21 protein-coding genes are annotated in these 21,974 nt (G+C 72.9%); 14 read left to right on the top strand and 7 right to left on the bottom strand.

The features are described from left to right. The first annotated feature begins 3 nt into the window (after positions 1-3). Complete coding sequence (locus BN3788_RS05245; protein ID WP_199824736.1) at positions 4-2,109, top strand: oxidoreductase; 2,106 nt, start codon at positions 4-6, stop codon at positions 2,107-2,109. On the opposite strand, the gene purT is transcribed toward BN3788_RS05245, so the two are convergent. Further along, a complete protein-coding gene (gene purT / locus BN3788_RS05240; protein WP_066582740.1) occupies positions 2,090-3,289 on the bottom strand; it encodes a formate-dependent phosphoribosylglycinamide formyltransferase in 1,200 nt (399 codons plus the stop codon). The genes BN3788_RS05245 and purT overlap by 20 nt on opposite strands. A gap of 224 nt (positions 3,290-3,513) precedes the next feature. Here purT and BN3788_RS05235 point away from each other — a divergent pair, with 224 nt between their 5' ends. The 4 genes from BN3788_RS05235 to BN3788_RS05220 are packed head-to-tail and all read left to right on the top strand — an operon-like array spanning position 3,514 to position 7,983. Beyond that, on the top strand, positions 3,514-4,863 hold the full coding sequence (locus BN3788_RS05235; RefSeq protein ID WP_066582739.1) for an ABC transporter substrate-binding protein: 1,350 nt from the start codon (positions 3,514-3,516) through the stop codon (positions 4,861-4,863). 29 nt (positions 4,864-4,892) lie between these two features. Continuing rightward, the gene (locus BN3788_RS05230; protein ID WP_066582738.1) at positions 4,893-5,864 is read left to right on the top strand and encodes a carbohydrate ABC transporter permease; all 972 of its coding nucleotides are present in this window, start codon (positions 4,893-4,895) and stop codon (positions 5,862-5,864) included. Further along, complete coding sequence (locus tag BN3788_RS05225; protein WP_066582737.1) at positions 5,857-6,696, top strand: carbohydrate ABC transporter permease; 840 nt, start codon at positions 5,857-5,859, stop codon at positions 6,694-6,696. The genes BN3788_RS05230 and BN3788_RS05225 overlap by 8 nt, the downstream gene beginning before the upstream one ends. Positions 6,697-6,753: 57 nt before the next feature. Then, positions 6,754-7,983 carry an MFS transporter gene (locus BN3788_RS05220; RefSeq protein WP_066582736.1) on the top strand — a complete coding sequence of 410 codons (1,230 nt, stop codon included), beginning with the start codon at positions 6,754-6,756 and terminating at the stop codon, positions 7,981-7,983. Positions 7,984-8,015: 32 nt separating this feature from the next. Here the strand turns inward: BN3788_RS05220 and ligD are convergent, their stop codons facing one another. The 4 genes from ligD to BN3788_RS05200 all read right to left on the bottom strand — a co-directional run bounded on the left by ligD (position 8,016) and on the right by BN3788_RS05200 (position 13,007). Next, entirely contained in the window at positions 8,016-9,086 is a 1,071-nt protein-coding gene (gene ligD, locus BN3788_RS05215; protein ID WP_066582735.1) for a non-homologous end-joining DNA ligase, read from the bottom strand. 52 nt (positions 9,087-9,138) lie between these two features. After that, positions 9,139-9,849 carry a head GIN domain-containing protein gene (locus BN3788_RS05210; protein WP_066582734.1) on the bottom strand — a complete coding sequence of 237 codons (711 nt, stop codon included), beginning with the start codon at positions 9,847-9,849 and terminating at the stop codon, positions 9,139-9,141. A 220-nt stretch (positions 9,850-10,069) separates the two neighbouring features. Then, positions 10,070-12,403 (bottom strand): hypothetical protein, encoded by a 2,334-nt coding sequence (locus tag BN3788_RS19960; RefSeq protein WP_066582733.1) that lies wholly within the window; start codon positions 12,401-12,403, stop codon positions 10,070-10,072. A gap of 1 nt (position 12,404) precedes the next feature. Then, positions 12,405-13,007, bottom strand: a complete 603-nt coding sequence (locus BN3788_RS05200) for a hypothetical protein (protein ID WP_234346491.1) — start codon at positions 13,005-13,007, stop codon at positions 12,405-12,407. A 415-nt stretch (positions 13,008-13,422) separates the two neighbouring features. On the opposite strand from BN3788_RS05200, the gene BN3788_RS05195 reads away from it, so the two are divergent. Genes BN3788_RS05195 through BN3788_RS05175 form a run of 5 tightly spaced genes read left to right on the top strand, consistent with a single transcriptional unit; the run spans position 13,423 to position 15,332 of the window. After that, positions 13,423-13,902, top strand: coding sequence for an Asp23/Gls24 family envelope stress response protein (locus tag BN3788_RS05195; protein WP_066582732.1), 480 nt, complete (start codon positions 13,423-13,425; stop codon positions 13,900-13,902). After that, positions 13,899-14,204 (top strand): Asp23/Gls24 family envelope stress response protein, encoded by a 306-nt coding sequence (locus tag BN3788_RS05190; protein WP_066582731.1) that lies wholly within the window; start codon positions 13,899-13,901, stop codon positions 14,202-14,204. The genes BN3788_RS05195 and BN3788_RS05190 overlap by 4 nt, the downstream gene beginning before the upstream one ends. A 21-nt stretch (positions 14,205-14,225) precedes the next feature. Next, a complete protein-coding gene (locus BN3788_RS05185; RefSeq protein WP_066582730.1) occupies positions 14,226-14,408 on the top strand; it encodes a hypothetical protein in 183 nt (60 codons plus the stop codon). After that, positions 14,401-14,757 (top strand): Asp23/Gls24 family envelope stress response protein, encoded by a 357-nt coding sequence (locus tag BN3788_RS05180; protein WP_066582729.1) that lies wholly within the window; start codon positions 14,401-14,403, stop codon positions 14,755-14,757. The genes BN3788_RS05185 and BN3788_RS05180 overlap by 8 nt, the downstream gene beginning before the upstream one ends. After that, entirely contained in the window at positions 14,754-15,332 is a 579-nt protein-coding gene (locus BN3788_RS05175; protein ID WP_066582728.1) for a DUF6286 domain-containing protein, read from the top strand. The genes BN3788_RS05180 and BN3788_RS05175 overlap by 4 nt, the downstream gene beginning before the upstream one ends. Positions 15,333-15,613: 281 nt before the next feature. Here the strand turns inward: BN3788_RS05175 and BN3788_RS18490 are convergent, their stop codons facing one another. Together BN3788_RS18490 and BN3788_RS05160 are read right to left on the bottom strand one after the other, a co-directional pair. Then, entirely contained in the window at positions 15,614-16,762 is a 1,149-nt protein-coding gene (locus BN3788_RS18490) for a YoaK family protein (protein WP_082812587.1), read from the bottom strand. After that, positions 16,762-17,466: a FadR/GntR family transcriptional regulator gene (locus tag BN3788_RS05160; protein WP_066582725.1), complete on the bottom strand. Its 705-nt coding sequence runs from the start codon at positions 17,464-17,466 to the stop codon at positions 16,762-16,764. Before BN3788_RS05160 ends, BN3788_RS18490 begins: the two co-directional genes overlap by 1 nt. A gap of 291 nt (positions 17,467-17,757) precedes the next feature. Between BN3788_RS05160 and BN3788_RS05155 the strand changes: the two genes are divergently transcribed. The 4 genes from BN3788_RS05155 to BN3788_RS05140 are packed head-to-tail and all read left to right on the top strand — an operon-like array spanning position 17,758 to position 21,859. Further along, positions 17,758-18,678 (top strand): ABC transporter substrate-binding protein, encoded by a 921-nt coding sequence (locus BN3788_RS05155; protein WP_066582724.1) that lies wholly within the window; start codon positions 17,758-17,760, stop codon positions 18,676-18,678. A 52-nt stretch (positions 18,679-18,730) separates the two neighbouring features. After that, positions 18,731-20,314, top strand: a complete 1,584-nt coding sequence (locus tag BN3788_RS20050; protein ID WP_066582723.1) for an amino acid ABC transporter permease/ATP-binding protein — start codon at positions 18,731-18,733, stop codon at positions 20,312-20,314. 1 nt (position 20,315) lies between these two features. Beyond that, positions 20,316-20,729, top strand: coding sequence for a RidA family protein (locus BN3788_RS05145; protein WP_066582722.1), 414 nt, complete (start codon positions 20,316-20,318; stop codon positions 20,727-20,729). Next, on the top strand, positions 20,726-21,859 hold the full coding sequence (locus tag BN3788_RS05140; protein WP_234346490.1) for an acetamidase/formamidase family protein: 1,134 nt from the start codon (positions 20,726-20,728) through the stop codon (positions 21,857-21,859). The genes BN3788_RS05145 and BN3788_RS05140 overlap by 4 nt, the downstream gene beginning before the upstream one ends. Positions 21,860-21,974 lie beyond the last annotated feature (115 nt).

The following is a 21,974-nucleotide window of genomic DNA, read 5'->3' as shown; positions in this document are numbered from 1 at the left end:
CGCGTGTTCTCACCCGTCCGGATCGGGAGCCTGCGGCTGCCGCACCGGGTGGTCATGGGCTCCATGCACCTCAACCTCGAGCACGACCCGCCGGCGCTCGCGGCCTTCTACCGCGAGCGCGCCTTGGGGGGCGCCGGGCTGATCGTCACGGGCGGGGCGGCGGTGGACCGGGCGGGCGCGGGCAGCCCGGAGTACCTGGTGCTCGACGAGCCCGGCGCCTGGGACGCCCTGGAGCCCGCGCTGGACGCCGTGCATCAGGCGGGCGCCCTGCTCGCGCTGCAGCTCTTCCATGCCGGGCGGTACGCCATGGGCGTCGCGCCGGTGGCGCCGTCGGCGGTCTTCTCTCGGTTCTCCCGGCAGACGCCTGCCGCGATGGACGAGGAGCGGGTCCAGCGGACCATCGCGGCCTTCGCGGCAGCCGCCGCCACCGCGCTGCGACGCGGATTCGACGCCGTCGAGGTGATGGGCTCCGAGGGGTACCTGATCAACCAGTTCGCCTCGCCGCTGACGAACCTGCGCGACGACGCCTGGGGTGGCGACGAGGACCGCCGGGCCGCGTTCCCGCTCGCCGTGTTGGCCGCGGTCCGGGCGGCGGTGGGCCCCGACTTCCCGGTGATCGTCCGCACATCGGGCGCGGACTTCGTCGACGGGTCCAGCACACCGGAGCAGAGCGCCGACCTTGCGCTGCGGCTCGCGGCGGGCGGCGCGGACGCGCTGAACATCGGCATCGGGTGGCATGAGTCGTCGGTGCCGAGCGTGCAGTCCCTGGTGCCGCACTCCATGTGGCTCGACATCGCGGGGGGCATCCGGCGCCGGATCGCGCAGGCGGGCCTGGACGTGCCCGTCATGGGCTCCAACCGCGTCAACTCGCTCCCGCTCGCCGAGGAGGCGCTCGCGCGGGGCGACGTCGACCTGGTGTCGATGTCCCGCCCGTTCCTGGCCGACGCGCGCCTCGTCGCCACGTCGCGCGACGGCGACCTCGACCTGGTGAACACGTGCATCGCATGCAACCAGGCCTGCATCGACCGCTCCCTCGGCGTCGAGCGGGTGTCCTGCCTGGTCAACCCGCGTGCCGGGCGCGAGCTGGAGTTCCCACTCGCGGTGCGAGAGCCCGAGCCCCGTTCGCCCCGCGTGGCGGTGGTGGGGGCTGGCCCCGCCGGCATGCAGGCGGCAGCCACGCTGGCCGCCGCAGGGGCGCCGGTGGACCTGATCGAGGCGGCCGACTCGATCGGCGGGCAGTTCCTGCTCGCGGGCCAGGTGCCCGGCAAGGAGGACTACCTGGCGACAGTCCGCTACTTCCGCCACGAGCTCGCCAGGCTCGGGGTGCGCATCCGCGTGGGCGTCGCGCCGAGCGCCGCCGACCTGGCGGACCATGCCCACGTGATCGTCGCGACGGGGGTGCGCCCGCGCCGGGTGGCGCTGCCCGGCGCGGGCGCGCTGCCGGTGCTCGACTACCAGGAGGCGTTCGCGGCCCCGTGGCGGGTTGGCCGCAGGGTTGCGGTGATCGGGGCGGGCGGCATCGCCGTGGACCTGGCGCACTTATCCTCCTTTCCGGGCTCGCCCTCACCTCTGCCGCTTCCGCCTACCGGCGCTGGGCTCGGCGGCCCGGATGAGATGCAGGTGTGTTGGGGCGACCATGCCGACAGTCGGGCCGCCGAGCGTGCCCGCTTCCGGCGCGAGGCCGGGCTGGACCAGCCGCGCGCGGGAGCCCCCGCCCGGGAGATCACGCTGCTGCGCCGGGGCCGCCACGTCGGGGAGGGCATCGGGCCGTCCACTCGGTGGGCCGTGCTGCAGGCCATCCGCGTGGCAGGAGTGCGCAGCAGGACAGGCGTCGAGTACCGCCGGATCGCCGCCGAGGGGCTCGTCGTCGCCAATGCCGATGTCGACGGCGTGGAGGAGGTGATCCCCGCCGACACCGTCGTGGTCGCCGCCGGCCAGGAGCCGCACGCCCCGCTGGCGGCGGAGCTGGCGGCGCTCGGCATCCCGCACACGGTGATCGGCGGGGCACTGGACGCCCCCGGCCTCAACGCCGTGCGCGCGTTCGAGCAGGGCCTGCGGGCCGGGACAGCAGTGGCCGCGGGCATGGCAGTCAGGCTGGCCGCGCCGTGACCTTGCTCGCCGCCAGGGCCGCCTGCGCGCGGGCCGTCTCCACGTCGTCGCCGTGGACCAGCGCCACGCCCATGCGTCGGCGGACCCCGCTGGCAGGCTTGCCGAACAGCCGCAGGTCGCTGTGCGGCACGCGCAGGGCCTCGGCGACGCCCTCGAACACCACAGCCTCGGCGTCCACGCCGCCGTAGACGACGGCGCTGGCCCCCGGGCTCAGCAGCGTGGTGTCCACCGGCAGCCCCAGGATCGCCCGGGCGTGCAGGTCGAACTCGCTCTGCCGCTGCGTGGCCATCGTGACCATGCCGGTGTCATGCGGGCGCGGGCTGACCTCGCTGAACCACACGTCGTCGCCGCGCACGAACAGCTCCACGCCGAACACCCCCAGCCCGCCGAGGTCGCCGGTCACGGCCCGCGCGATCTCCTGCGCCCGGCTGAGCGCCACCGGCGACATGGGCTGCGGCTGCCAGCTCTCCACGTAGTCGCCGCCCACCTGGCGGTGCCCCACGGGCTCGCAGAAGCGCGTGCCGACAGTGCCGTCAGCCTCCACTGCCCGCACGGTGAGCAGGGTGATCTCGTAGTCGAAGTCGACGAATCCCTCGACGATGACCCGTCCGCCCGCGACGCGCCCGCCCGCCATTGCGTGCTCCCACGCCGGGGTGATGTCGTCGGGCCCGTCGAGGCGGCTCTGGCCCTTGCCGGAGCTGCTCATCACCGGCTTGACCACGCACGGGTACCCGATGGCGTCGATCGCCGCCCGCAGCTCGTCCTCCGAGTCGCAGAAGCGGTAGGGGCTGGTGGGCAGGCCCAGGGTCTCGGCGGCGAGGCGCCTGATGCCCTCGCGGTCCATCGTCAGGCGGGTCGCGCGCGCGGTGGGGACCACCTGGACCAGGCCGTCCCGCTCGAGGTCCTCAAGCGCCGACGTGGCGATGGCCTCGATCTCCGGCACCACCAGGTCGGGGCGCTCGGCCAGGATGAGGTCCCGCAGGGCCTGCGGGTCGGTCATGTCGAGGGTGTGCGCGCGATGGGCCACCTGGTGGCCGGGTGCGCCGGGGTACCTGTCGACGGCGATGGTCTCCACGCCGAGCCGCTGCAACGCGATCAGCACCTCCTTGCCGAGCTCGCCGGAGCCCAGCAGCATCACGCGGGCGGCGGCGGGGGACAGGGGCGTGCCCCAGGGCTTCATGGCGGAGGTGCTCCTTCGGGGGGTGAGACCGGGTCGGGCCATTCTCCCGCGTCGTGGCGCCCACGTGGCGCGCGCGTTGGGCCGCAGCCCGTGGACGCGCTCCCGACGCGCTGTCACGCGAGACCGCGCATACCATCAAAAAGGGCTCAATGCACGCATCGACGCCCCGTGTGGACCGGCCGCCATCCGGACGCCGATCCCGTGATGACCAGGGGGGACATCTCGTGAAGACACGATCTCTGGGCGCCTCCGTCGTCGCCGCAGCCCTGCTGCTCGGCATGACGGCCGCCTGCACCAGCGACTCCGACGGCTCTGACAACTCCGATGGTGGCGGGGCCACCGAGGAGGGAGGGGGCGGCGGAGGAACCCTGACCTACTGGGCCAGCAACCAGGGCACGAGCATCGACAACGACAAGGAGGTGCTCACCCCCGTCCTCGAGGCGTTCACCGAGCAGACCGGCATCCCGGTCGAGCTCGAGGTGATCGGGTGGAACGACCTCCAGACGCGGATCCAGACCGCCGTGACGTCCGGGCAGGCCCCGGACGTGGTGAACATCGGCAATACCTGGGCGGCGTCGTTGCAGGCCACCGGCGCGTTCATGCCGTTCGGCAGCGAGGAGATGGACGCCATCGGGGGCGCCGACAAGTTCGTCGAGACGGCGCTGGCCACCGGCGGCGCCGAGGGCCAGGACCCCACGTCGGTGCCCGTTTACGGGCTCGCGTACGGGCTCTACTACAACAAGGCCATGTTCGAGGCGGCGGGCGTGCAGCCGCCCACCACGTGGGAGGAGATGGTCTCCGCGGCGCAGGCCACCACTGACGAGGCCGCCGGGGTGTACGGCATGACCCTCGCCGCGGGCAGCTACACGGAGAACAGCCACTTCGCGTTCATCAACGCCGCGCAGAACGGCGCCGAGCTCTTCGACAGCGACGGCAACCCGACGTTCACCGAGGACGGCGTCGTCGAGGGCGTCCAGCGCTACCTGGACCTCATGCAGGAGGACGGGGTGGTCAACACCTCGAACGCCCAGTACGACAACGGCGCCCTCGCCGTCGCGGACTTCGCCACCGGCAAGGCCGCGATGATCCTCACGCAGAACAACGCGGGCGCCACCATCGCCGCCAACGGGATGCCTGAGGAGGCCTTCGGGGTCGTCGCCTTCCCCGCGCCATCGGACGCCGAGGACGACATCGCCAGCCACGTGGCCGGCATCAACCTGTCGATCTTCGACAACACCGACAACAAGGACGGCGCCCTGCAGTTCGTCGAGTACATGACCAGCCCCGAGGTGCAGACCCAGCTCGGCCTGCCGTTCTCGACGCTGCCCGTGCTCGTCGACACCGAGCCGTCCTTCACGGACAACGCCGAGCTGGCGGCGACGTTCACCGACATCTACAACAACCGGTCCGCGCCGCTGCCGCTGGTGCCCGCCGAGGACCAGTTCGAGAACACCGTCGGCAAGGCGATGAACCAGATGTTCGCGACGATCGCCACCGGCGGCACAGTCACCGAGGACGACGTGCGCAGCGCGCTGCAAACGGCTCAGGACCAGGTCCAGACAGCCGTCGGCTAGCCGTCCCACCCTGACGAGGAGGGCGTCTGATGGCGACCACAGCGGTCTCGGAGAAGGACGACGCCGGTCAGGAGCAGCAGCCACCGGCCCGGCCGCGCAGGCGGTCGGGCTGGTGGCTGCCGTATGCGCTGCTCGCCCCGGCGATCCTGTTCGAACTGGTGATCCACGTGATCCCGATGATCACGGGCGTGTGGATGAGCACGCGCCAGCTCACCAAGTTCTTCATCAGCAACTGGACGGCGGCGCCCGCCGTCGGGCTGCGGAACTTCCAGGTGGCGCTGGACTTCGACTCGGCGGTGGGGAAGGCGCTGCTCCAGTCGTTCCTGGTGACGTGCGCCTTCACGCTGCTGGTGGTGGTGGTCTCGTGGACGTTCGGGATGGCCGCGGCCGTGGTGCTCCAACGGTCGTTCCGCGGGCGCTCGGGGCTCCGCACGATGTTCCTGGTGCCCTATGCGCTGCCCGTGTACGCGGGCGTGCTGACCTGGAACTTCATGTTGCAGCGCGACACCGGCGCGGTGAACCACATCCTGGTGGACAACCTGGGGCTACTCGATGACCGGCCGTTCTGGCTGATCGGCTCCAACGCGTTCTGGTCGGTGGTGGTGGTGGCGATCTGGCGGATGTGGCCGTTCGCCTTCCTCATGCTGATGGCGGGGCTGCAATCGGTGCCGCAGGACGTCTACGAGGCGTCGGCCGTGGACGGCGCGCACGCCTGGCGGCAGTGGCGGTCGATCACGCTGCCGATGCTGCGCCCCGTCAACGTGGTGCTGGTGCTGGTGATGTTCCTGTGGGTGTTCAACGACTTCAACACGCCGTACGTCCTGTTCGGCACGGGCCAGCCCGCCTCGGGCGACCTCATCTCGTTCCACATCTACAACGCCACGTTCCTCACCTGGAACTTCGGGCTCGGCGCGGCGATGTCCGTGCTGCTGCTCCTGTTCCTGCTGCTCGTCACCGGCATCTACCTGCTCATCGTGAACCGGGAGTCGCGCCGTGCATGACACCACCGGGTTCAAAGTCTTCCGCGTCATCACCGTCACGGTGCTCGCGGTGTTCACACTCGTGCCGCTATACGTGATGGTCGGCTCGTCGCTCAAGCCGCTGGGCGACGTGCGGGGGGCGTTCACGTGGTGGCCGACGAACCTCACCGTGCAGCCGTTCATCGACATGTGGTCGACGGTCCCGCTCGCCAGGTACTTCCTCAACAGCCTGATCGTGTCCACCGCCGCGACGATCGCCAGCGTCGCCATCGCGATCTTCGCGGCGTACGCGGTGTCCCGGCACCGGTTCAAGGGCCGCGGGGTGTTCACCACCACGGTGCTGTCCACCCAGATGTTCCCGGGGGTGCTGTTCCTGCTGCCGTTGTTCGTGATCTTCGTGAACTTCACGCAGACCTTCGGGGTGCAGCTCATCGGCACCCGGCTCGGCCTGATCATCACGTACCTGACGTTCTCGCTGCCGTTCGCGATCTGGATGCTCGCCGGCTACTTCGACGGCATCCCGCGCGAGCTCGACGAGGCGGCCCGGGTGGACGGCTGCTCGCATATCGGCGCGTTGCTGCGCGTGGTGCTCCCAGCGGCGCGCCCGGGGGTGATCGCCGTGTCGATCTACGCCTTCATGACGGCGTGGGGGGAAGTGCTCTTCGCGTCCGTGCTCACCAATGACGCGAACCGGACGCTGTCCATCGGGCTCCGGGAGTACTCCACGCAGATCAACGTCTACTGGAACCAGGTGATGGCGGCGTCACTGGTGGTGAGCGTGCCCGTGGTCATCGGATTCCTGCTGCTGCAGAAGCAGTTCGTCGCGGGACTCACCTCGGGGTCGGTGAAGTAGGGCCGAGAAGCCGTAACGGAACATTGCATGCTACAAAGAGCGGTGCCCGATCGCCCCGTGAAGAACGCCGTCGCCGTGCCCGCCGTCGCGGGAGCGCTGCACGTCGTCGCCCTCATCCTCGTCAGCCTCAACCTGCGCGGCGCCATCTCGGCGGTGTCGCCGGTGCTGGACGACATCCGTGCCGACCTCGGGCTGTCGGCCGGGCAGGCCGGCCTGCTGACCACGCTGCCCGTGCTGTGCTTCGCGGTCGGATCGCTGCTGGTCCCGGGCATCGCGCGCAAGTGGGGTGTCGACCGCGCCGTCGTCGTCGCGCTGCTCTTCATCGCCGCGGGCATCGCGCTGCGCCCGTGGGGCGGCGCCACCCAGCTCCTGGTCGGCACCGTGGTGATCGGCGCCGGCATCACCGTCGGCAACGTCCTCATCCCCGTGCTGGTCAAGCGCGACTTCTCGCACCGGCTCGGGGCGATGACAGGCGCCAGCACCGCCTCCCTGACCGCCGGCGCGGCGATCACCGCCGCGCTGATGATCCCGCTGGCACACGGCCTCGGCTGGCGGACCGCGACGGCCGTGTGGGCGGTGCTCGCACTTGCCGGGGCGTGGCTGTGGGCCGTGTCCTCCCGCGGGCGCGGCGACGTCGAGGTGCCGGCGGCCAGCGGGCGCTCCACCGTGTGGCGCTCCGGCGGCGGCTGGGCGCTCGGCGTGTACTTCGGCTGCCAGTCCGGCCTCTACTACGCGATGACCGCGTGGCTGCCGGGCATGCTGCGCGACGTCGCCGGGCTCAGCGCCGGCGCCGCGGCCACCGCGATGTCCGTCTTCCAGGTGCTCGGCATCTCCGGCGCCCTGCTGGCCCCGGTCCTGGCCACCCGCGCCCGGTCGCCCCGCGTCGTCGCGGGCTCCCTGGGCCTCGTGTGGGCTGTCGCGTTCATCGGGCTGCTCACCGCGCCCGGACTGTGGGCGGTGTGGATCGTCGTCACGGGCGTGGTCCAGGGTGGCGCCATCGCCGTGGCCTTCACGTTCATCGCGCGCCGCAGTGTCGACGGCGACACCGCGCGGTCGCTGTCAGCGATGGTGCAGGCCGTCGGCTACGCGCTCGCGGCCTGCGTGCCGGTGCTCATCGGCGTGATGTCCGGCGCCGGGTGGCATGCGTCGCTGCTGGTCATGATGGGCATCTCGGTGACGATGGCGGTCGCCGGGCTCGTCAGCGGCGGCTCGAGCCCCATCGGGACCCCGCGCGCGGCCGTGTCCGATGCCGCTGACGAGCCCGCGTTGCCCGTCGCGAAGGCCTGACGCCCGCTGATCGGCCCGCCGGCTCCACCGGCTCAGTGGGCCCGGTCGCGGTCCTTGCTGGGCTGCACCCGCTTGGGCTCGCCCGGCATCTTCGGGTACTCCGGCGGGTAGGGCAGGTCCTGGTGGCCGTGGTCGCGCTCGTCCTTGTCGGCCAGGTCCAGCAGCGGGCGGATCGAGTACGCCGGGCCGTCGACGGCGCTCAGCGCGGCGAACAGGTCGCCGACCTCCGCGAATCGCGCCGGCATCGTCGTCACGTCGAAGTCGTCCGGGTGGACGTCGGGCACCTCGTCCCAGCGCAGCGGCGCGGACACCGTGGCCCGCGGGTTCGCGCGTACCGAGTACGCGGAGGCGATGGTGCGGTCACGGGCCATCTGGTTGTAGTCGATGAAGATCTTGCGGCCGCGCTCCTCCTTCCACCAGTGCATGGTCACCTGCTCCGGCAGGCGCCGCTCCACCTCCCGGCCCAGCGCGATCGTGGCCCGGCGCGCCTGCGTGAACGTCCACTGGGGCTCGATGGGCACGAAGATGTGCAGCCCGCGCCCGCCGGACGTCTTGGGCCAGCCCTCCATGCCCATCTCCTGCAGCACCTCCCGCACCACAGGCGCCACGCGCACCGCGTCGGTGAAGTCCGTGCCGGGCTGCGGGTCCAGGTCGATGCGCATCTGGTCGGGCGCCTCGACGTCCGCACGGCTCACCGGCCACGGGTGGAACGTGATCGTGCCGAGGTTCGCCGCCCACGCCACCACCGCCAGCTCGGTGGGGCATACCTCGTCGGCGGTGCGGCCGCTGGGGAACGCGATGCGGGCCGTCTCCACGTACTCGGGGGCGCCCTGCGGAACACGCTTCTGGTAGAACGCGTCGCCTGTGGAGTCGGCGCGGGTCGCCATCTTCGCGCCCTCGAACACGCCCTTCGGCCAGCGCTCCAACGTCGTGGGCCTGTCGATCAACGCGCCCAGGATGCCGTCGCCCACAGAGAGGAAGTACTCGACCACGTCGAGCTTCGTCAGCCCGCGCGCGGGGAAGTAGACCTTGTCCGGACTGCTCACGCGGACGGTGCGTCCCTGCACGTCGAGCTCCACCGCCGGCGTCTTCGTGGGCGCCATGGCAGCCACCGTAGACGCGGGCGGCCACCGCGGCGCGGGGAAGCGTCGCGCGTCAGCGCTGCTCGATGCTCCCGGACCCACGGGTGGTGCTGTTGATCTGGGGGTCGCCCTCGTAACGGATGGAGCCGCTGCCCGCGATCGTCGCGTCGAGGCGGTCGCTCACCTGGACCTCCACGTTGCCGGAGCCCGCGACGTCCACCACGGCCTCCTGGGAGTCGAGCCCGAGCCCGTCGTAGTCGCCACTGCCCTTGATCTCCACGTCCTGGCGGGACACGGAGCCGTCGAGCTGCACGTCGCCGCTGCCAGAGATCGACAGTCGGAGCTCGGCGGCGTCCACCTCGTCGAGCCGCACGTCGCCGCTGCCCTTGATGGTCACGGACAGAGCCTCGCCCGACGCGAGCTGGCCGCGGACGTCGCCGCTGCCGGCGACCGTCAGGTCCGTCAGGCGGGGGAGGGTCAGCGTGTAGTCGATCGCGCCGTGGTTGCCCCAGCCGCCGTCGGTGTCGAGCACCAGGGTGTCGCCGCTGACCTCGGTGGTGAGGTGCTCCAGGACGTTCTTCCCCGCGGTGACGGTGAGCGACGGCTCATCGCCGACTGCCACCGTCAGGTTCCCCGACGTCTGCAGGCGCACCTCGGTCACATCGCCGACGGAACGCTCCTCCGTCACGGGCTCGCCCTGGTTGGTGATCACAGGGCCGCAGCCCACTAGGGCCACCGACACCGCGAGCGTGCCGGTCAGAAGGGCGATCGAGCGGGAGCGCATACGTGACCTCGTCCGTGCTGATGGCGCCGGCCTGGCTCGCCAGCGCTCTGCGACCAGTCTGGTCGGCCCGCCGCCGCGCGGCATCAGGGGGCGCCCGGACCCTGGCCCTGGTTCTGGGGCGGATCCGCTCAGGGTCGCCGACCCACACGCGAAGGCGCCGCGTGCGAGGCCAGGGCCCTGCACGCGACGCCCTCCGGTGACGCCGAGGAGCGAGCGACCGCTAGGCGAACCGGCGCCGGGCGAAGGCGGCGAGCGCCCCGCCCAGCCCGAACAGCGCAGCCGCCGCCGCGCCCCGGCCCACCGAGCTGGCGCCCGAGCCATCGGCCCCGGCGATCTCGATCGAGTACGCCGTCACCGACGCCGCGCCCTCCGGGCCGCCGTACGCCATCGACTCCTCAGTGGCCCGCACGGCGCCGGCCTCGATCACGGCGTACTTCACTCCGTAGTCGGCGGCCGTCGACGCGCCCGTCTCGACGAGCACCGAGGTGCCCTGCTCGGAGAGCTGCTCCGCGCCGTCGACGATCGCCGGGGCGCCGTCAGCAGCCGTGCCGAGCCCGTCGGCCAGCGTCTGCGACCCGTCGGCGGCGGTGCGCAGCCCACCCGCCAGGCGCGCCGCGCCATCGGCGAGCTGGCCGGTGCCGGTGGAGAGCTGGCCGGCGCCGGACGCGAGCTGACGTGTGCCACCGGCCAGCTGCGACGAGCCCGCCTTCAGCGCGGACGCGCCCTCGGCGAGCTGTCCGAGGCCGCCGACGAGCGTCTGGCCCCCGGCTGAGAGCTGACCGACGCCGGCACGCGCTGCGTTGATGCCGCCCTGCAGGGTCTTGCTCGTGGTCGGGTCGGTCGTGGCGCCGATTCCCGCGCGGACCGCGAGCAGCCCTTCAAGGACCCCTGGCCTCTTGGGGTCGCACACCGGGAGCGATGCCGCGCTCAGCCCGCACTCGACCTGCATGATGCCGGGGAGCGCCGTGCCGGAGATCCTTGTGGACGTCTCGGCGAGCTGGCCGCTGACCTGGTCGAGGAGCATGGCCAATGGAGGCTTGGCTGGGTCGGTCACCACCGTGCTGTCGAGCTTGTCAGCGATGACACTGAGCGTGCCGGCAGCCACAGGATCGGTGGCCGCGAGGCCGGTCGCCACATCCCGGATACCGGTGGCGGCGTCTCGGGATCCGGTGCTCGACGCGGCGGTTGCGACGCTGAGCTTCGCCAAGCCGGGGCCAAGCGACGCGAGGCTCTGGCGAAGCTGGTCGACGCCATGAAGGAGCGTCTCGGGCGAGGTGGTCGAGCCGACGCCGACGACCATCTTGTCGACGCCCTCGGCCCCGGCGAGCTGGGTGAGCCCCGCCTGGATCGTGGCGAGTCCCGTGTCGAGGGTGGTGAGCCCGCCGAGGAGTGCGGGCACCTTGGCGCCTGCCGAGGTCAGGCCGGCGTTCAGGGCTGCCGCGCCCGACGCGACCTGCTGGGCGCCGGCATCGGCCGACGCGGCGCCCGCAGCCAGGGCGTCGGCGCCCGCGTCGGCTGCCTTGGCGCCGGTCGCGAGCTGGCTGGCGCCCGGCGCGGCGGGGTCGTTGAGGCCGGCGGCGAGCTGGTCGGCGCCGTCGCGGAGCTGCAGCAGCCCGTCGAGCAGCGTCGCGGCGCCGTCGCGCAGCTTGAGCAGGTTGGCGTCGATCTCGGTGGCCCCGGCGGTGAGGGCGATGCCGGACTCGGCGCCGCCCTGGTAGCTCGCGGAGCCGCCCTTGAACGAGGGGCTCGTGAGCGGGGAGACGGGCAGCGCGGTGACCGACGCGGGCGGGATCTTGCCGTTGCGGATCTGCGCGGTGTAGCCGAACTCGGCGGTGGGCGACCCGATGGGCGGGAACAGGGTCATCGTGTAGGAGAGCTTGGTGCCGCCGCGGCCGTCGCCGGCCATGTTGGCCTCGTCGGAGGCGACGGCGGTGAAGGTGGAGGGCAGCGTGGTGGTGAGCTGGCCGACCATGGGGATGACGGTCTCGGCGGTGGCGGTGACCTGCTTGCCGGTGCCGTCGTCGTAGGCGACCTCGTCCTGGCGGGTGGTCAGGTTGGTGACGGTGTACCGGACCTCGAGCTCGCCGGACTTGCCGACGACGGCGCCGGGGCCGACCTTCACGCCGTCCAGGCGGTACTCCACGTCGACGCTGATGGGCAGCTCCCCGTCGAAGTCGCTGACGGTGCGCAGGCGCTGCTCGCCGTCCACGGTGACGGTGGCCTGCATGGCGCCGTCCTTGACGGTGAAGCCGCCGAACCCGTCGAGGTTGCGCAGCCCCTTGGTGGAGACGGGGTTGGTGACGGTGCGGGTGCCGTGGCCGGTGAAGGCGAGCTGCTCGTAGACGCGGGCGCTTGTGAGCTTGCCGGTGGCGTCGAGTCGGGCCTGGACGGTCTCGGTGTTGGCCACCTCGACGTCGCCGCTGTCGGCGGCGGCCCGCGCGGCGGTGGCGGGGGAGGACGCGAGGAGCAGGACGAGTGGGAGGCCCAGGGTGGCGACGCCGGCGCGGCGCACCGTGGTGGCGCGGCGCCCGCGCTGGGTGGTGGTCGGGGTCATCTCAGGCCTCCGGTGCGTGCTCGAAGGGGCGGTAGGCGGTGGGCTCGGCGACGCGCGTCGGGCGGCCGCGCTCGGGCTCGAGCGGCAGTGCCTCCTCGTCGTCGCGTGCGCGGTCGCGTTCGACGGCGGGGCCGAGCAGCGCTGTGGCGAGGAAGCCGGCGCCCGCGGTGAGGAGCACGGCGGTGGCCGCGATCGGCGAGGTGGTGACGAAGGCCGACGGGTCCGCGGCGTAGGCGGACTCGTAGGAGCCGGCCATGGCGGCGGCGCCGAGCAGTGTGGCCCACAGTGGAAGCCGGCCGCGGGTGCCGGCGCCGATGGCGAGGCAGGCGATCAGCACGACGAAGACGGCCACGGCGCGGCCGGCGGCGGCGTCGGGCAGCGCGGCGGCCCGCAGCAGGTAGCCGATCCAGGCGGCGCCGAAGCCGACCGCGAAGGCGGCGATGCGTTGGCCGGGCGTGCGGTCGGGCACGAGCCCGAGGGCACCGCCGAGCGCCGCGCCGAGCAGCGCGACGGGCTGGACCTCGGGGCCCAGTAGTCCGGAGAGCAGGACGGTGACGGTTGCGACGACGGCGAGGAGAGCCCCCGCGAGCACATGTCTGGTCATGACCACCTCGTTGTGGTGAAGGTCGTGGAGGAGCCGATGTCCGTCGGGGCGGGCCAGCATCGTCGCTGCGCCTGGGACTTAGGTCCCAACGGGTCGATCGAGCACTGTCTAGCAGCGCCGGGTATGGGTGGAACAGTGAGTACTAGGTACTTCGCGTCGCAGTGCCGGACATCGTTATCACCCCGTGACCTGGACTTCGTGCGTCCTCCCACGAGCGGGTGCGGCGGCACCGGCCTGGTGTTGCACTGGAGGGGAGGTCATCACGCATGACTCTCCGACGCCGAGCCGGCGCCGCACGGAGGTCTCAGGCGCCGGCGCACCGCGTCGCCACGGACGCCGCGACGCAGCCAGGGCTGCATCGCCACCGACACGCCGCCGGGCGGACGAGGATGCCCAGCGGAGGAAGAGGCACATCGTGAGCGAGCAGTCAGGCAGCTCCACCCCCGCGAGCAGCGGGACGACTGGCGGCGCCAGCAAGCCGCACAGCGCCCTGGACAGCGCGCAGGGCAACACCACCATCTCGGACGGCGTGGTCGCCACCATCGCCGGCCTGGCCGCCAAGGAGATCCAGGGCGTCCACGGGCTCGGCGGAGGCGCGGCGCGCACCGTCGGCGCCCTGCGCGAGCGGATCCCCGGCGCACGCCCCAACTACTCCCAGGGCGTCAGCGTCGAGGTCGGCGACAAGCAGGCCGCCGTCGACCTCGAGGTCATCATCGAGTACGGGGTGCCCATCGCCGATGTGGCGTCGGCCATCCGGCGCAACGTCATCCACGCCGTCGAGCGCATGACCGGGCTGCAGGTCACCGAGGTCAACATCTCTGTGGTGGACATCCACCTGCCGCAGGATGACGACGAGGACGAGGGCGGCGGCCAGGCCCAGCAGCGATCGTCATGAGCACCGCGTCGCCCTCGGGCGCGACGCCCGGCCCCGCCGACGCCGTGCGCGCCGCGGTGCTGGGCGTGCCGGGCGTCAACGCCATGCACGGCGGCGTCTTCGCCGACGTGGCGACCTACCTGCCCGGGCGCCGGGTCACCGGCGTGCGGCTCGAGCCCGAGCGCACCGAGGTCCATGTTGTCGTCACCCCCGACAACCCGATCCCCGGGGTGGCCGACGCGGTGCGCGCCGCCGTGCAGCACATCCGCCCGGAGCCAGTCGACGTCTACGTCGAGGACATCGCGATCCCCGACCCCCAGTAGCACCCCGAACCAGGAGCTGACATGTCCGCCTCAGTCATCGGCATCTTCGTGGGAATCCTCCTCGCCATCGCCGCCATCCTCGGAGGGTTCGGGGGCTTCCTGCTCGCCCTCGGGCTCGGCCTGATCGGCCTCGTGGTCGGCGCACAGATCGAGGGGCGGGTCGACCTGGGCTCGATGGTGCAGGCGGGCCGTCGCCGTGGCTGACGACAGCGACGAGGCGGGCCGCCGCGGGAGCCTGCAGATCGCCGACAGCGTCATCGCCCGGGTCGTCGAGGCCGCGGCGCTCACGGTCGACGGCGTGGCGGGCCCCGAGAAGAGGGCGTTCGGTCGCGGGCTGCCGCGCAGCCAGTCCACGGTCGCCGGGAACCGGGCCAGGATCACGCTCGAGATCGCGACGCTCTGGCCGCGCTCGGCAGCCGAGGTCGCCATGGCCGTCCGCGACCGGGTGCGCGAGCAGGTCGGCGCACTGCTCGACCTGACCGCCGACTCCGTGGGCGTCGAGGTGCTCCGGGTGGTGCAGCCCCCGGAGCCGGCCAGGGCGCGTGCCCGATGAGCGGCCAGCACACGGCGCCGGGCGTCCCGCCGCTGCGCCCGGCACGCCAGTCCACAGGCTCCGGGGCGATCGGGTTCGTGGGACCGGTGCTCGCGGTGCTCACCATCGCGCTCGGCGTGGCCCTGCTGTGGGACGCGCTCGCCATCGCCGGGGTGCTGCCCGGGAACGGGTGGGTCGTGACAGTGCTGGACGCGCTGGACGGCCAAGCGAAGACCGGCTGGGCTCTCGCAGCGGGGATCGTCGCCGCGCTCGTGGGCCTGTGGCTCATCGTGGTCTCGCTGCGGCGACGGCGGCGCAAGGCGCTGTGGCTGCGGCGCGCGGTCGGGGTGGGCATCCGGCCACGGGACGTCGCCCGGCTCGCGCGCGTGGCGGCCGACGACGTGGACGGGGTGCTCGAGGCGAAGGCCACCGGGGGGCGTCGCAACGTCAGCATCGACGTGCGCACCACCGGCGACCCGCACACCAGTGAGCGGGTGCGGGAGGTCGTGATGACCCGGCTCGCGCCCCTGGCCAAGCCGCCCAAGGTCTTCGTCAAGGCGCACGGCGTTCCTCCCGCGACGGAGGCGCCGCTATGAGCCGCGCGGTGATCGGCTGGGACCGGGTGGCGGCGTTCCTGCTCGGGCTGGTGCTGCTGGCCGCAGGGCTCGCGGTCGTGGCCTGGTGGACGGGCTACCTCGACGACGTGTGGTCGGCGGCCCCGGACACCCTCGACACGACCGCAGCGGCCGACCTGGCCAGTGAGACGTGGTGGCCCTGGGCGCTCGGCGTGGCTGGCGGGGTGCTGGTGCTGCTCGGGCTCTGGTGGCTGCTGGCGCACATCCCGCGACGCTCGGCCGGCCCACTGCGGCTGACCGGATCAGGCTCCGGCGGCCTGCTGAGCATCGACGGCGCCGAGGCGACCCGGGCGGCCGCCGACGCGCTGGCCGCGACGCCTGGCGTGCGGGCGGCCTCGGGCTCCTTCATCCGGGACCGCGGCGAGCTCGTGGCCGGGCTGCGCGTGACCATCGACCCGACAGCCGACCTGGACGAGGTCGCGAGCGCCGTGGAGGTGGCGAGCGCCGACCTGCACCGGGTGCTCGGACGCGACGATGTGCGGTGCCGCGCGCAGGTGCTCGTCGCGGCGAACGCGCGCCCGGGCGGCAGGGGGCTCTAAGAGATCCGCGGCGCTCGATGTATCCTCCCAGCTGTGTCTTGATGCGACGCGCGGGCCGCCGCGACGACCGACCCGCGTAAGATCGTCGGCAGCGCCTGTTGTTAATAAGAGACGGACCTCGACCTTGTCGACGGCGAGTGCGCCCGCGGGCGCCTCAGCCTCGTCGGCAAGGCGCTGTGCGCGTCGGGCCACGAGCAGTGTGGCCACGCCCGCCGCGAAGACGACCCCCGACGCGGCCAGGGCGCCTGGCCCGTCGCCCACCCGCAGCACTGCCGCCCCGAGCGCGGCCCCGGCGCCCATCGACACCACGGCGAGGAATCGGTGCCGCCACTGGAGCGCCGTCTGCCGGCCGCCGCCCAGGCGGCTCTCGCGCGTGACATTGGCCAGCGTGTTCGTCACCACGACTGTCGTGATGTCGGTGTTCCCCACGGGCTTCACGGCCGCCACCTGCGCGCCCATCAGGGCCGCGAGCACCGCGGTAAGGGTGATCTGCCAGGCCGGGCCCAGATCGCCGAGCGCGGCCCAGGCGCCCACGAGGGTGAAGATGAGCGCGGCGCCGACGCCGAGCACCCAGCCGCTGCGGACCGGCAGGCCAACGGGGTGCCCGCGCCGCACGAGCCGCCCGCCGAGCATCGACCCGAGCGCGAAGCCGCCGAGCGCGAACGCGTTGTTCAACAGGGGGATGCCGCTGACCCCCACGAGGGCGAAGGCCAGGAACAGCACGTTGCCCGTCATGTTGCCGGTGAAGACGCCGTCGAGGGCCAGGTAGCTCACGGCGTCGATGGCGCCGGTGGCGGCGGTCAGCAGCAGCAGCCCGCTGGTGTACAGGCCGGCGGGGGTGGGGCGGGGCATCAGGAGTCCTCCAGCAGGGTGTGGATGTCGAGCAGGGGCGCGTGCATCGCGGCGGGGGCGGCGGCGGGGTCGGGGGCGGCGGCGGCCGCGTAGATGTCGCGGGGGCCGGCGAGCGATCGCGCGCGGCCGGCTTTGGGGGGGTGGGGGCGGCGGCGGATGGGCAGCGTCCACTCGCCCATCAGCCCGTGCAGGGTGGTGAGCAGCGGGTTGCGGGCGGCCTGGGCGAGCAGCAGGTGGAACTCGAGGTCGAGCTCCACCGACCGGGAGGGCGTGAGCGGCCCGACGGACGCGTCGAGCACGTCGTGGAGCTGGAGCAGGTTGGCGGGCGTGGCGCGGCGGGCCGCGAGGCCGGCGATGGAGGGCTCCACGATGAGGCGCAGCTCCGCGGCGTCGGCGATGGCGGCGCCGCCGGGGCCTCCGGCGCCCGCGGTGAGGTCGTGCAGGTCGCGCTGCTCGGCGGAGGTCTCGACGACGACGGTGCCGCGTCCGGGCCGGCGCTCGATGAGGTGCTTGGACTCGAGCTCGAACATCGCCTCGCGCAGCGACGCCCGGGACACGGCGAGCTGCGCCGCGAGCTCGCGCTCACCGGGCAGGCGCTGCCCGGGGGCGAGCTGCCCGGTGGCGATCAGGCGTTCGAGATGCGCGGCGAGGGTCACCGAGATGGTGGGGGACCTGCGGGCTAGCGGCGGGACCGGTGTCGGCACGAGGTGCTCCTCTTCGGTGTCGGGCTCGGCGCAGACCGGCTGGCAGCGGCTGCGCGAGACGGCACGTTAGCACCCGTCCGGTCGGATGGTCTGACCAATGTTTCGGCGTGGGTCGAGCCTGTAAACAGTCTGTTTCCGCGACCGGAATGCCCGGATCGGGTCCTCGTCCCGGGGTTAGCGTCTGCTCCCACCGGTCAGACCATCCGACCGGAGACACCAACGGCGGCGTCGCGTCCCCAGCGCTCCCGCCGGGGCCCGGCGCCGTCGCCCGGCGACCGGAAGGCATGCGCGATGCTCCCCACGAACACCTCCCGCACGGCAGCCCTGGCCACAGCCGCGCTCGCGGCCCTGCTCGCACTGACGGCCTGCTCCAACGCCGAGGCCGAGGCCGCGGGCGAGGCGGCCTTCCCCGACCTCGCCGACTCCGCCGCCTGTGTCGAGCTGCGCGAGCAGAACCCCGACCTGGTCGGCACGACCAAGACCAACGCGCTCAACCCGCACACCCCCGGCTACGAGGTCGTCAACCCGGAGAACCCCGACGAGTTCATCGGCTTCGACATCGACCTCGGCGACGCGATCGGCGACTGCCTCGGCTTCGACGTCGACTACCTGCCCGTCGGCTTCTCCGAGCTCGTGCCCACCGTCGCCAGCGGCCAGGCCGACTGGATCGTCTCCAACCTCTACGCCACCGAGGAGCGCGCGCACGGCGGCGTCGACTTCATCAGCTACTCGAAGGTCTTCGACGGGATCCTCGTCGCCACGGGCAACCCGAAGTCCATCACCGGCATCGACACCTCGCTGTGCGGCACCACCGTCGCGCTCAACAAGGGCTATGTCGAGGTCCCGCTGGTCGAGGGCGTCGCCCCCGACTGCGAGGCGGCCGGGCTCGAGGCACCCACGGTCAGCCTCTTCGACTCCAGCGCCGACTGCGTGCAGGCCATCCTCTCCGGCCGGGCCGACGCGTACATGAACGACGTCAACACGGTGAAGGGCTACATCGCCGCCCACCCGGACGACCTCGACTCGGCCGAGACCGTGATGCTCGACTACGAGATCGGCATCGGCGTGCTGCAGGGCGACCACGTCTTCCGTGACGCCGTCCAGGCCGCGCTGGTGGAGATCCAGGGCTCCGGGCTGCAGGCCGAGCTGGCCGGCAAGTGGGCCCTCGACGAGAACGCGCTCGCCGAGCCGACGGTGCTCAGCGTCGGGTGAGCGCCCGCTGACCACGACGGGCGACTGACGACTCACGCGAGGGCGGCCTGACATGACCGAGTTCCTGCACTACCTGACCCTGCCCTACCTGCTCGACGGCATCGTGTTCACCCTGCGGCTGACCGCCATGGGATTCGTCGGCGGGATGATCCTGGGCCTGCTCCTCGCGGCGATGCAGCTCACCCGCTTCCGGGCGCTGACCTGGGCCGCCAGGGCGTACGTGACCCTCTACCGGGGGACGCCGCTGATCCTCCAGCTCGTCTTCGTCTTCTCCGTGCTGCCGCGGGCGGGGATCGTGCTCTCCCCGCTCGCGGCGGGCGGCCTGGCCCTGGCGCTCAACGAGGCGGTGTTCTTCGCGGAGATCTTCCGCTCGGGCGTCAAGGGGGTCGACCCCGGGCAGGTGGCCGCCGGCCGCGCCCTGGGCCTGCGGCCGGCGCTGCTCATGCGCCGGGTCGTGGCGCCGCAGGCGCTGCGGTCGATGGTGCCGTCGCTGGGCAGCGAGGCCGTGGCCACGATGAAGAACTCGGCGCTCGCGTCGATCATCGCGGTGCCGGAGCTGACGTTGCGCACCCAGCAGCTCGCCTCCGCCACGTTCGACTACTTCGAGATCTACTTCGCGACGGCCGTGATGTACCTGGTGCTGACGGCGGCGCTCACCCTGGTCCAGCTCGCGGTGGAGCGGGCGCTGGACCTGGACCGCCCGGCGCGGGCGTCGCTCCGCGGCTGGATCGGCCGGCGGGGCAGGGCCGGCACTGCGACCTCGGTGGCCGAGCCCGACCCGCGCCGGGTCCCCGACCGCACCGACTCCGGCCTCGGCTCCGCGGCGCGGCTCACGCAGGCCGACCCGCCGCCGCGCAGCTTCGGGGAGGCGCTCATCGAGGCCTATGGGCTGCGCAAGTCCTACGGCGAGAACGAGGTGCTGCGCGGCATCGACCTGCAGGTCCGCGAGGGCGAGGTCATCGCGTTGCTGGGGCCCAGCGGATCGGGCAAGAGCACGCTGCTGCGCTGCCTCAACCACCTCGAGGGGCTGGACGGGGGAGCGGTGCTGGTGGGCGGCACGGCCATCGGCTACGGCGACCGGGGCGGCGAGCTGGTGGAGCGGCATGTGGCCCGCCAGCGCGTCGAGGCCGGCGTCGGGATGGTCTTCCAGCAGTTCAACCTGTTCCACCACCTCACCGCCCGCGAGAACGTCGCGGCGCCCCTCCGGTGGGTGCACGGCTGGTCCCGGGAGGAGGCCGCCGCGAGGGCCGACGAGCTGCTCGCGCAGGTCGGCATGTCGCACCGCGCGGACGCCCTCCCGCGGCACATGTCCGGTGGGCAGCAGCAGCGCGTGGGCATCGCCCGAGCCCTCGCGTCCCACCCGAAGGTGCTGCTTCTCGACGAGCCGACCAGCGCCCTCGACCCCGAGCTGGTCGCGGAGGTGCTGGGCGTCATCCAGGGCCTCGCACGCCAGGGCGGTCTCACGATGATCATCGCCACCCACCAGCTCCGGTTCGCCCGCGAGGTCGCGGACCGGGTCGTCTTCATGGCGGACGGGGTGGTCGTCGAGCAAGGCACGGCAGAGCAAGTGATCGGTGACCCACAGGTCGAGGCGACGCGTCGCTTCGTCCGTGCGATGGACTCGGCGGAGGTCTGAGATGAGCAAGGCACGCACGCACCACGTCTTCCCCGCGTCGGCCGGGGTCCCGCCCCAGGTCGGCCCGTTCAGCCACGCGGTGCGGTGGGGCGACCTGCTGTTCGTGACGGGGCAGATGCCCACGGACCCCGCCACCGGGCTGCTCGTGCCGGGCGGGCTCGTGGAGCAGACCCGCCAGGTCATGGCGAACTTGCAGGCAGTGGTCCGGGCCGCGGGCGCGGAGCTGTCGGACACGTTGATGGTCCGGGCCTACCTGACGGACTTCGACGACTTCGACGAGTTCAACGCCGAGTACCGCACGTGGTTCGACGACCCGCTGCCGAGCCGCACGTGCGTCGGCGTCACGGGCCTCGCGGTGGGCGCGCTCGTCGAGGTGGACCTCGTCGTGGGCGTCCGGGGCGAGGGTGTCCTGTGAGCGCCGCGACGATCCTGCGCAGCACGGCGCTGCAGCCCGGCAAGGGCTCCGTCCTGGGGCGGCACTACCTGCCCTCGCGCGCCGAGGAGGTGCGGTGGGGCTGGCTGCCGAATGCGGACGCGACGCCAGTGCTGCGGGTGGCCGATGGCGCGACGGTCACCATCGACACGCTGTCCCACGAGGGCCTGCTCGCCGACCAGGGCCGCGACCCGGCGCGGTACGTGCGCCAGTTCGGCGCGGTGGACGTGCTGGACGACGCGGTGGAGGTCGCCGCGAGCGACCTGGCGAATGGGCCGGAGGACGGCCCTCATGTCGTCACTGGGCCGATCGCGGTGATGGGCGCCCGCCCCGGCGACATGCTGCGGGTGGACGTGCTGGACCTCGCCTACCGGGTGCCGTACGGGTTCGTGAGCAACCGGCACGGCTACGGCGCGCTGGCGGGGGAGTATCCGCAGGACCTGCGTTCCACGCCCACCCGCCATGTGGACCGCATGATCACCGACGGCTCGGTCAGCCACTTCGCCTGGGTCGAGCGCCGCTCGGGCCGCGAGGTGGGGGTGATGGACGCGGGCCGCGGCCGCACGGTGCAGTTCGCGCTGGCGCCGTTCCTCGGGTTGATGGGCGTCGCCCCGGCCACCAGTGACGCGGTGCCGTCGGTGCCGCCGGGGGACCACGGCGGCAACATCGACATCAAGCACGCGGGCGTCGGGGCGACCTTGTACCTGCCGGTGGCCGTGGACGGGGCGCTGTTCTACACGGGCGACCCGCACTTCGCGCAGGGCAACGGCGAGGTGGCGCTGACCGCGCTGGAGGCCTCGCTGCGCGCCACGCTGCGGCTGAGCGTGGTGCCCGCCGCGCAGGTCCGCGGAGTGCTGGGCGGGGTGCGCACCCCGGTGGTCGAGACCGCGACGCACTGGATCCCGACGGGGATGGACGCGGACCTGGACGAGGCGATGCGCCAGGCGGTGCGCCATGCGGTGGCGTTCTTGCACGGGCGGTTCGGGGTGCCGCGCTCGGTGGCGCTGGCCTACCTCTCGGCGGCGGGGGACTTCGAGGTGAGCCAGGTGGTGGACGCGGTCAAGGGCGTGCACTGCCTGATCCCGAAGGCGGACTGGGCGGCCTGGGCCTAGTGCTGGGTGGGACGGCCGGTCGGCGCTCGGGGGAGGCGCCGGCCGGCCGTCGTGCTGCGCGGGGAATACCTGGGCGGGGCGGCCGGTTCGGTAGGTAGTTGAAGATTTGACGACC

It is taken from the genome of Cellulomonas timonensis, from assembly GCF_900046455.1.
GTDB classification, from domain to species: Bacteria; Actinomycetota; Actinomycetes; order Actinomycetales; family Cellulomonadaceae; genus Cellulomonas_A; species Cellulomonas_A timonensis.
Note: the sequence above shows the minus strand (reverse complement) of the source record. Positions and strands in the feature narration are given on the sequence as shown.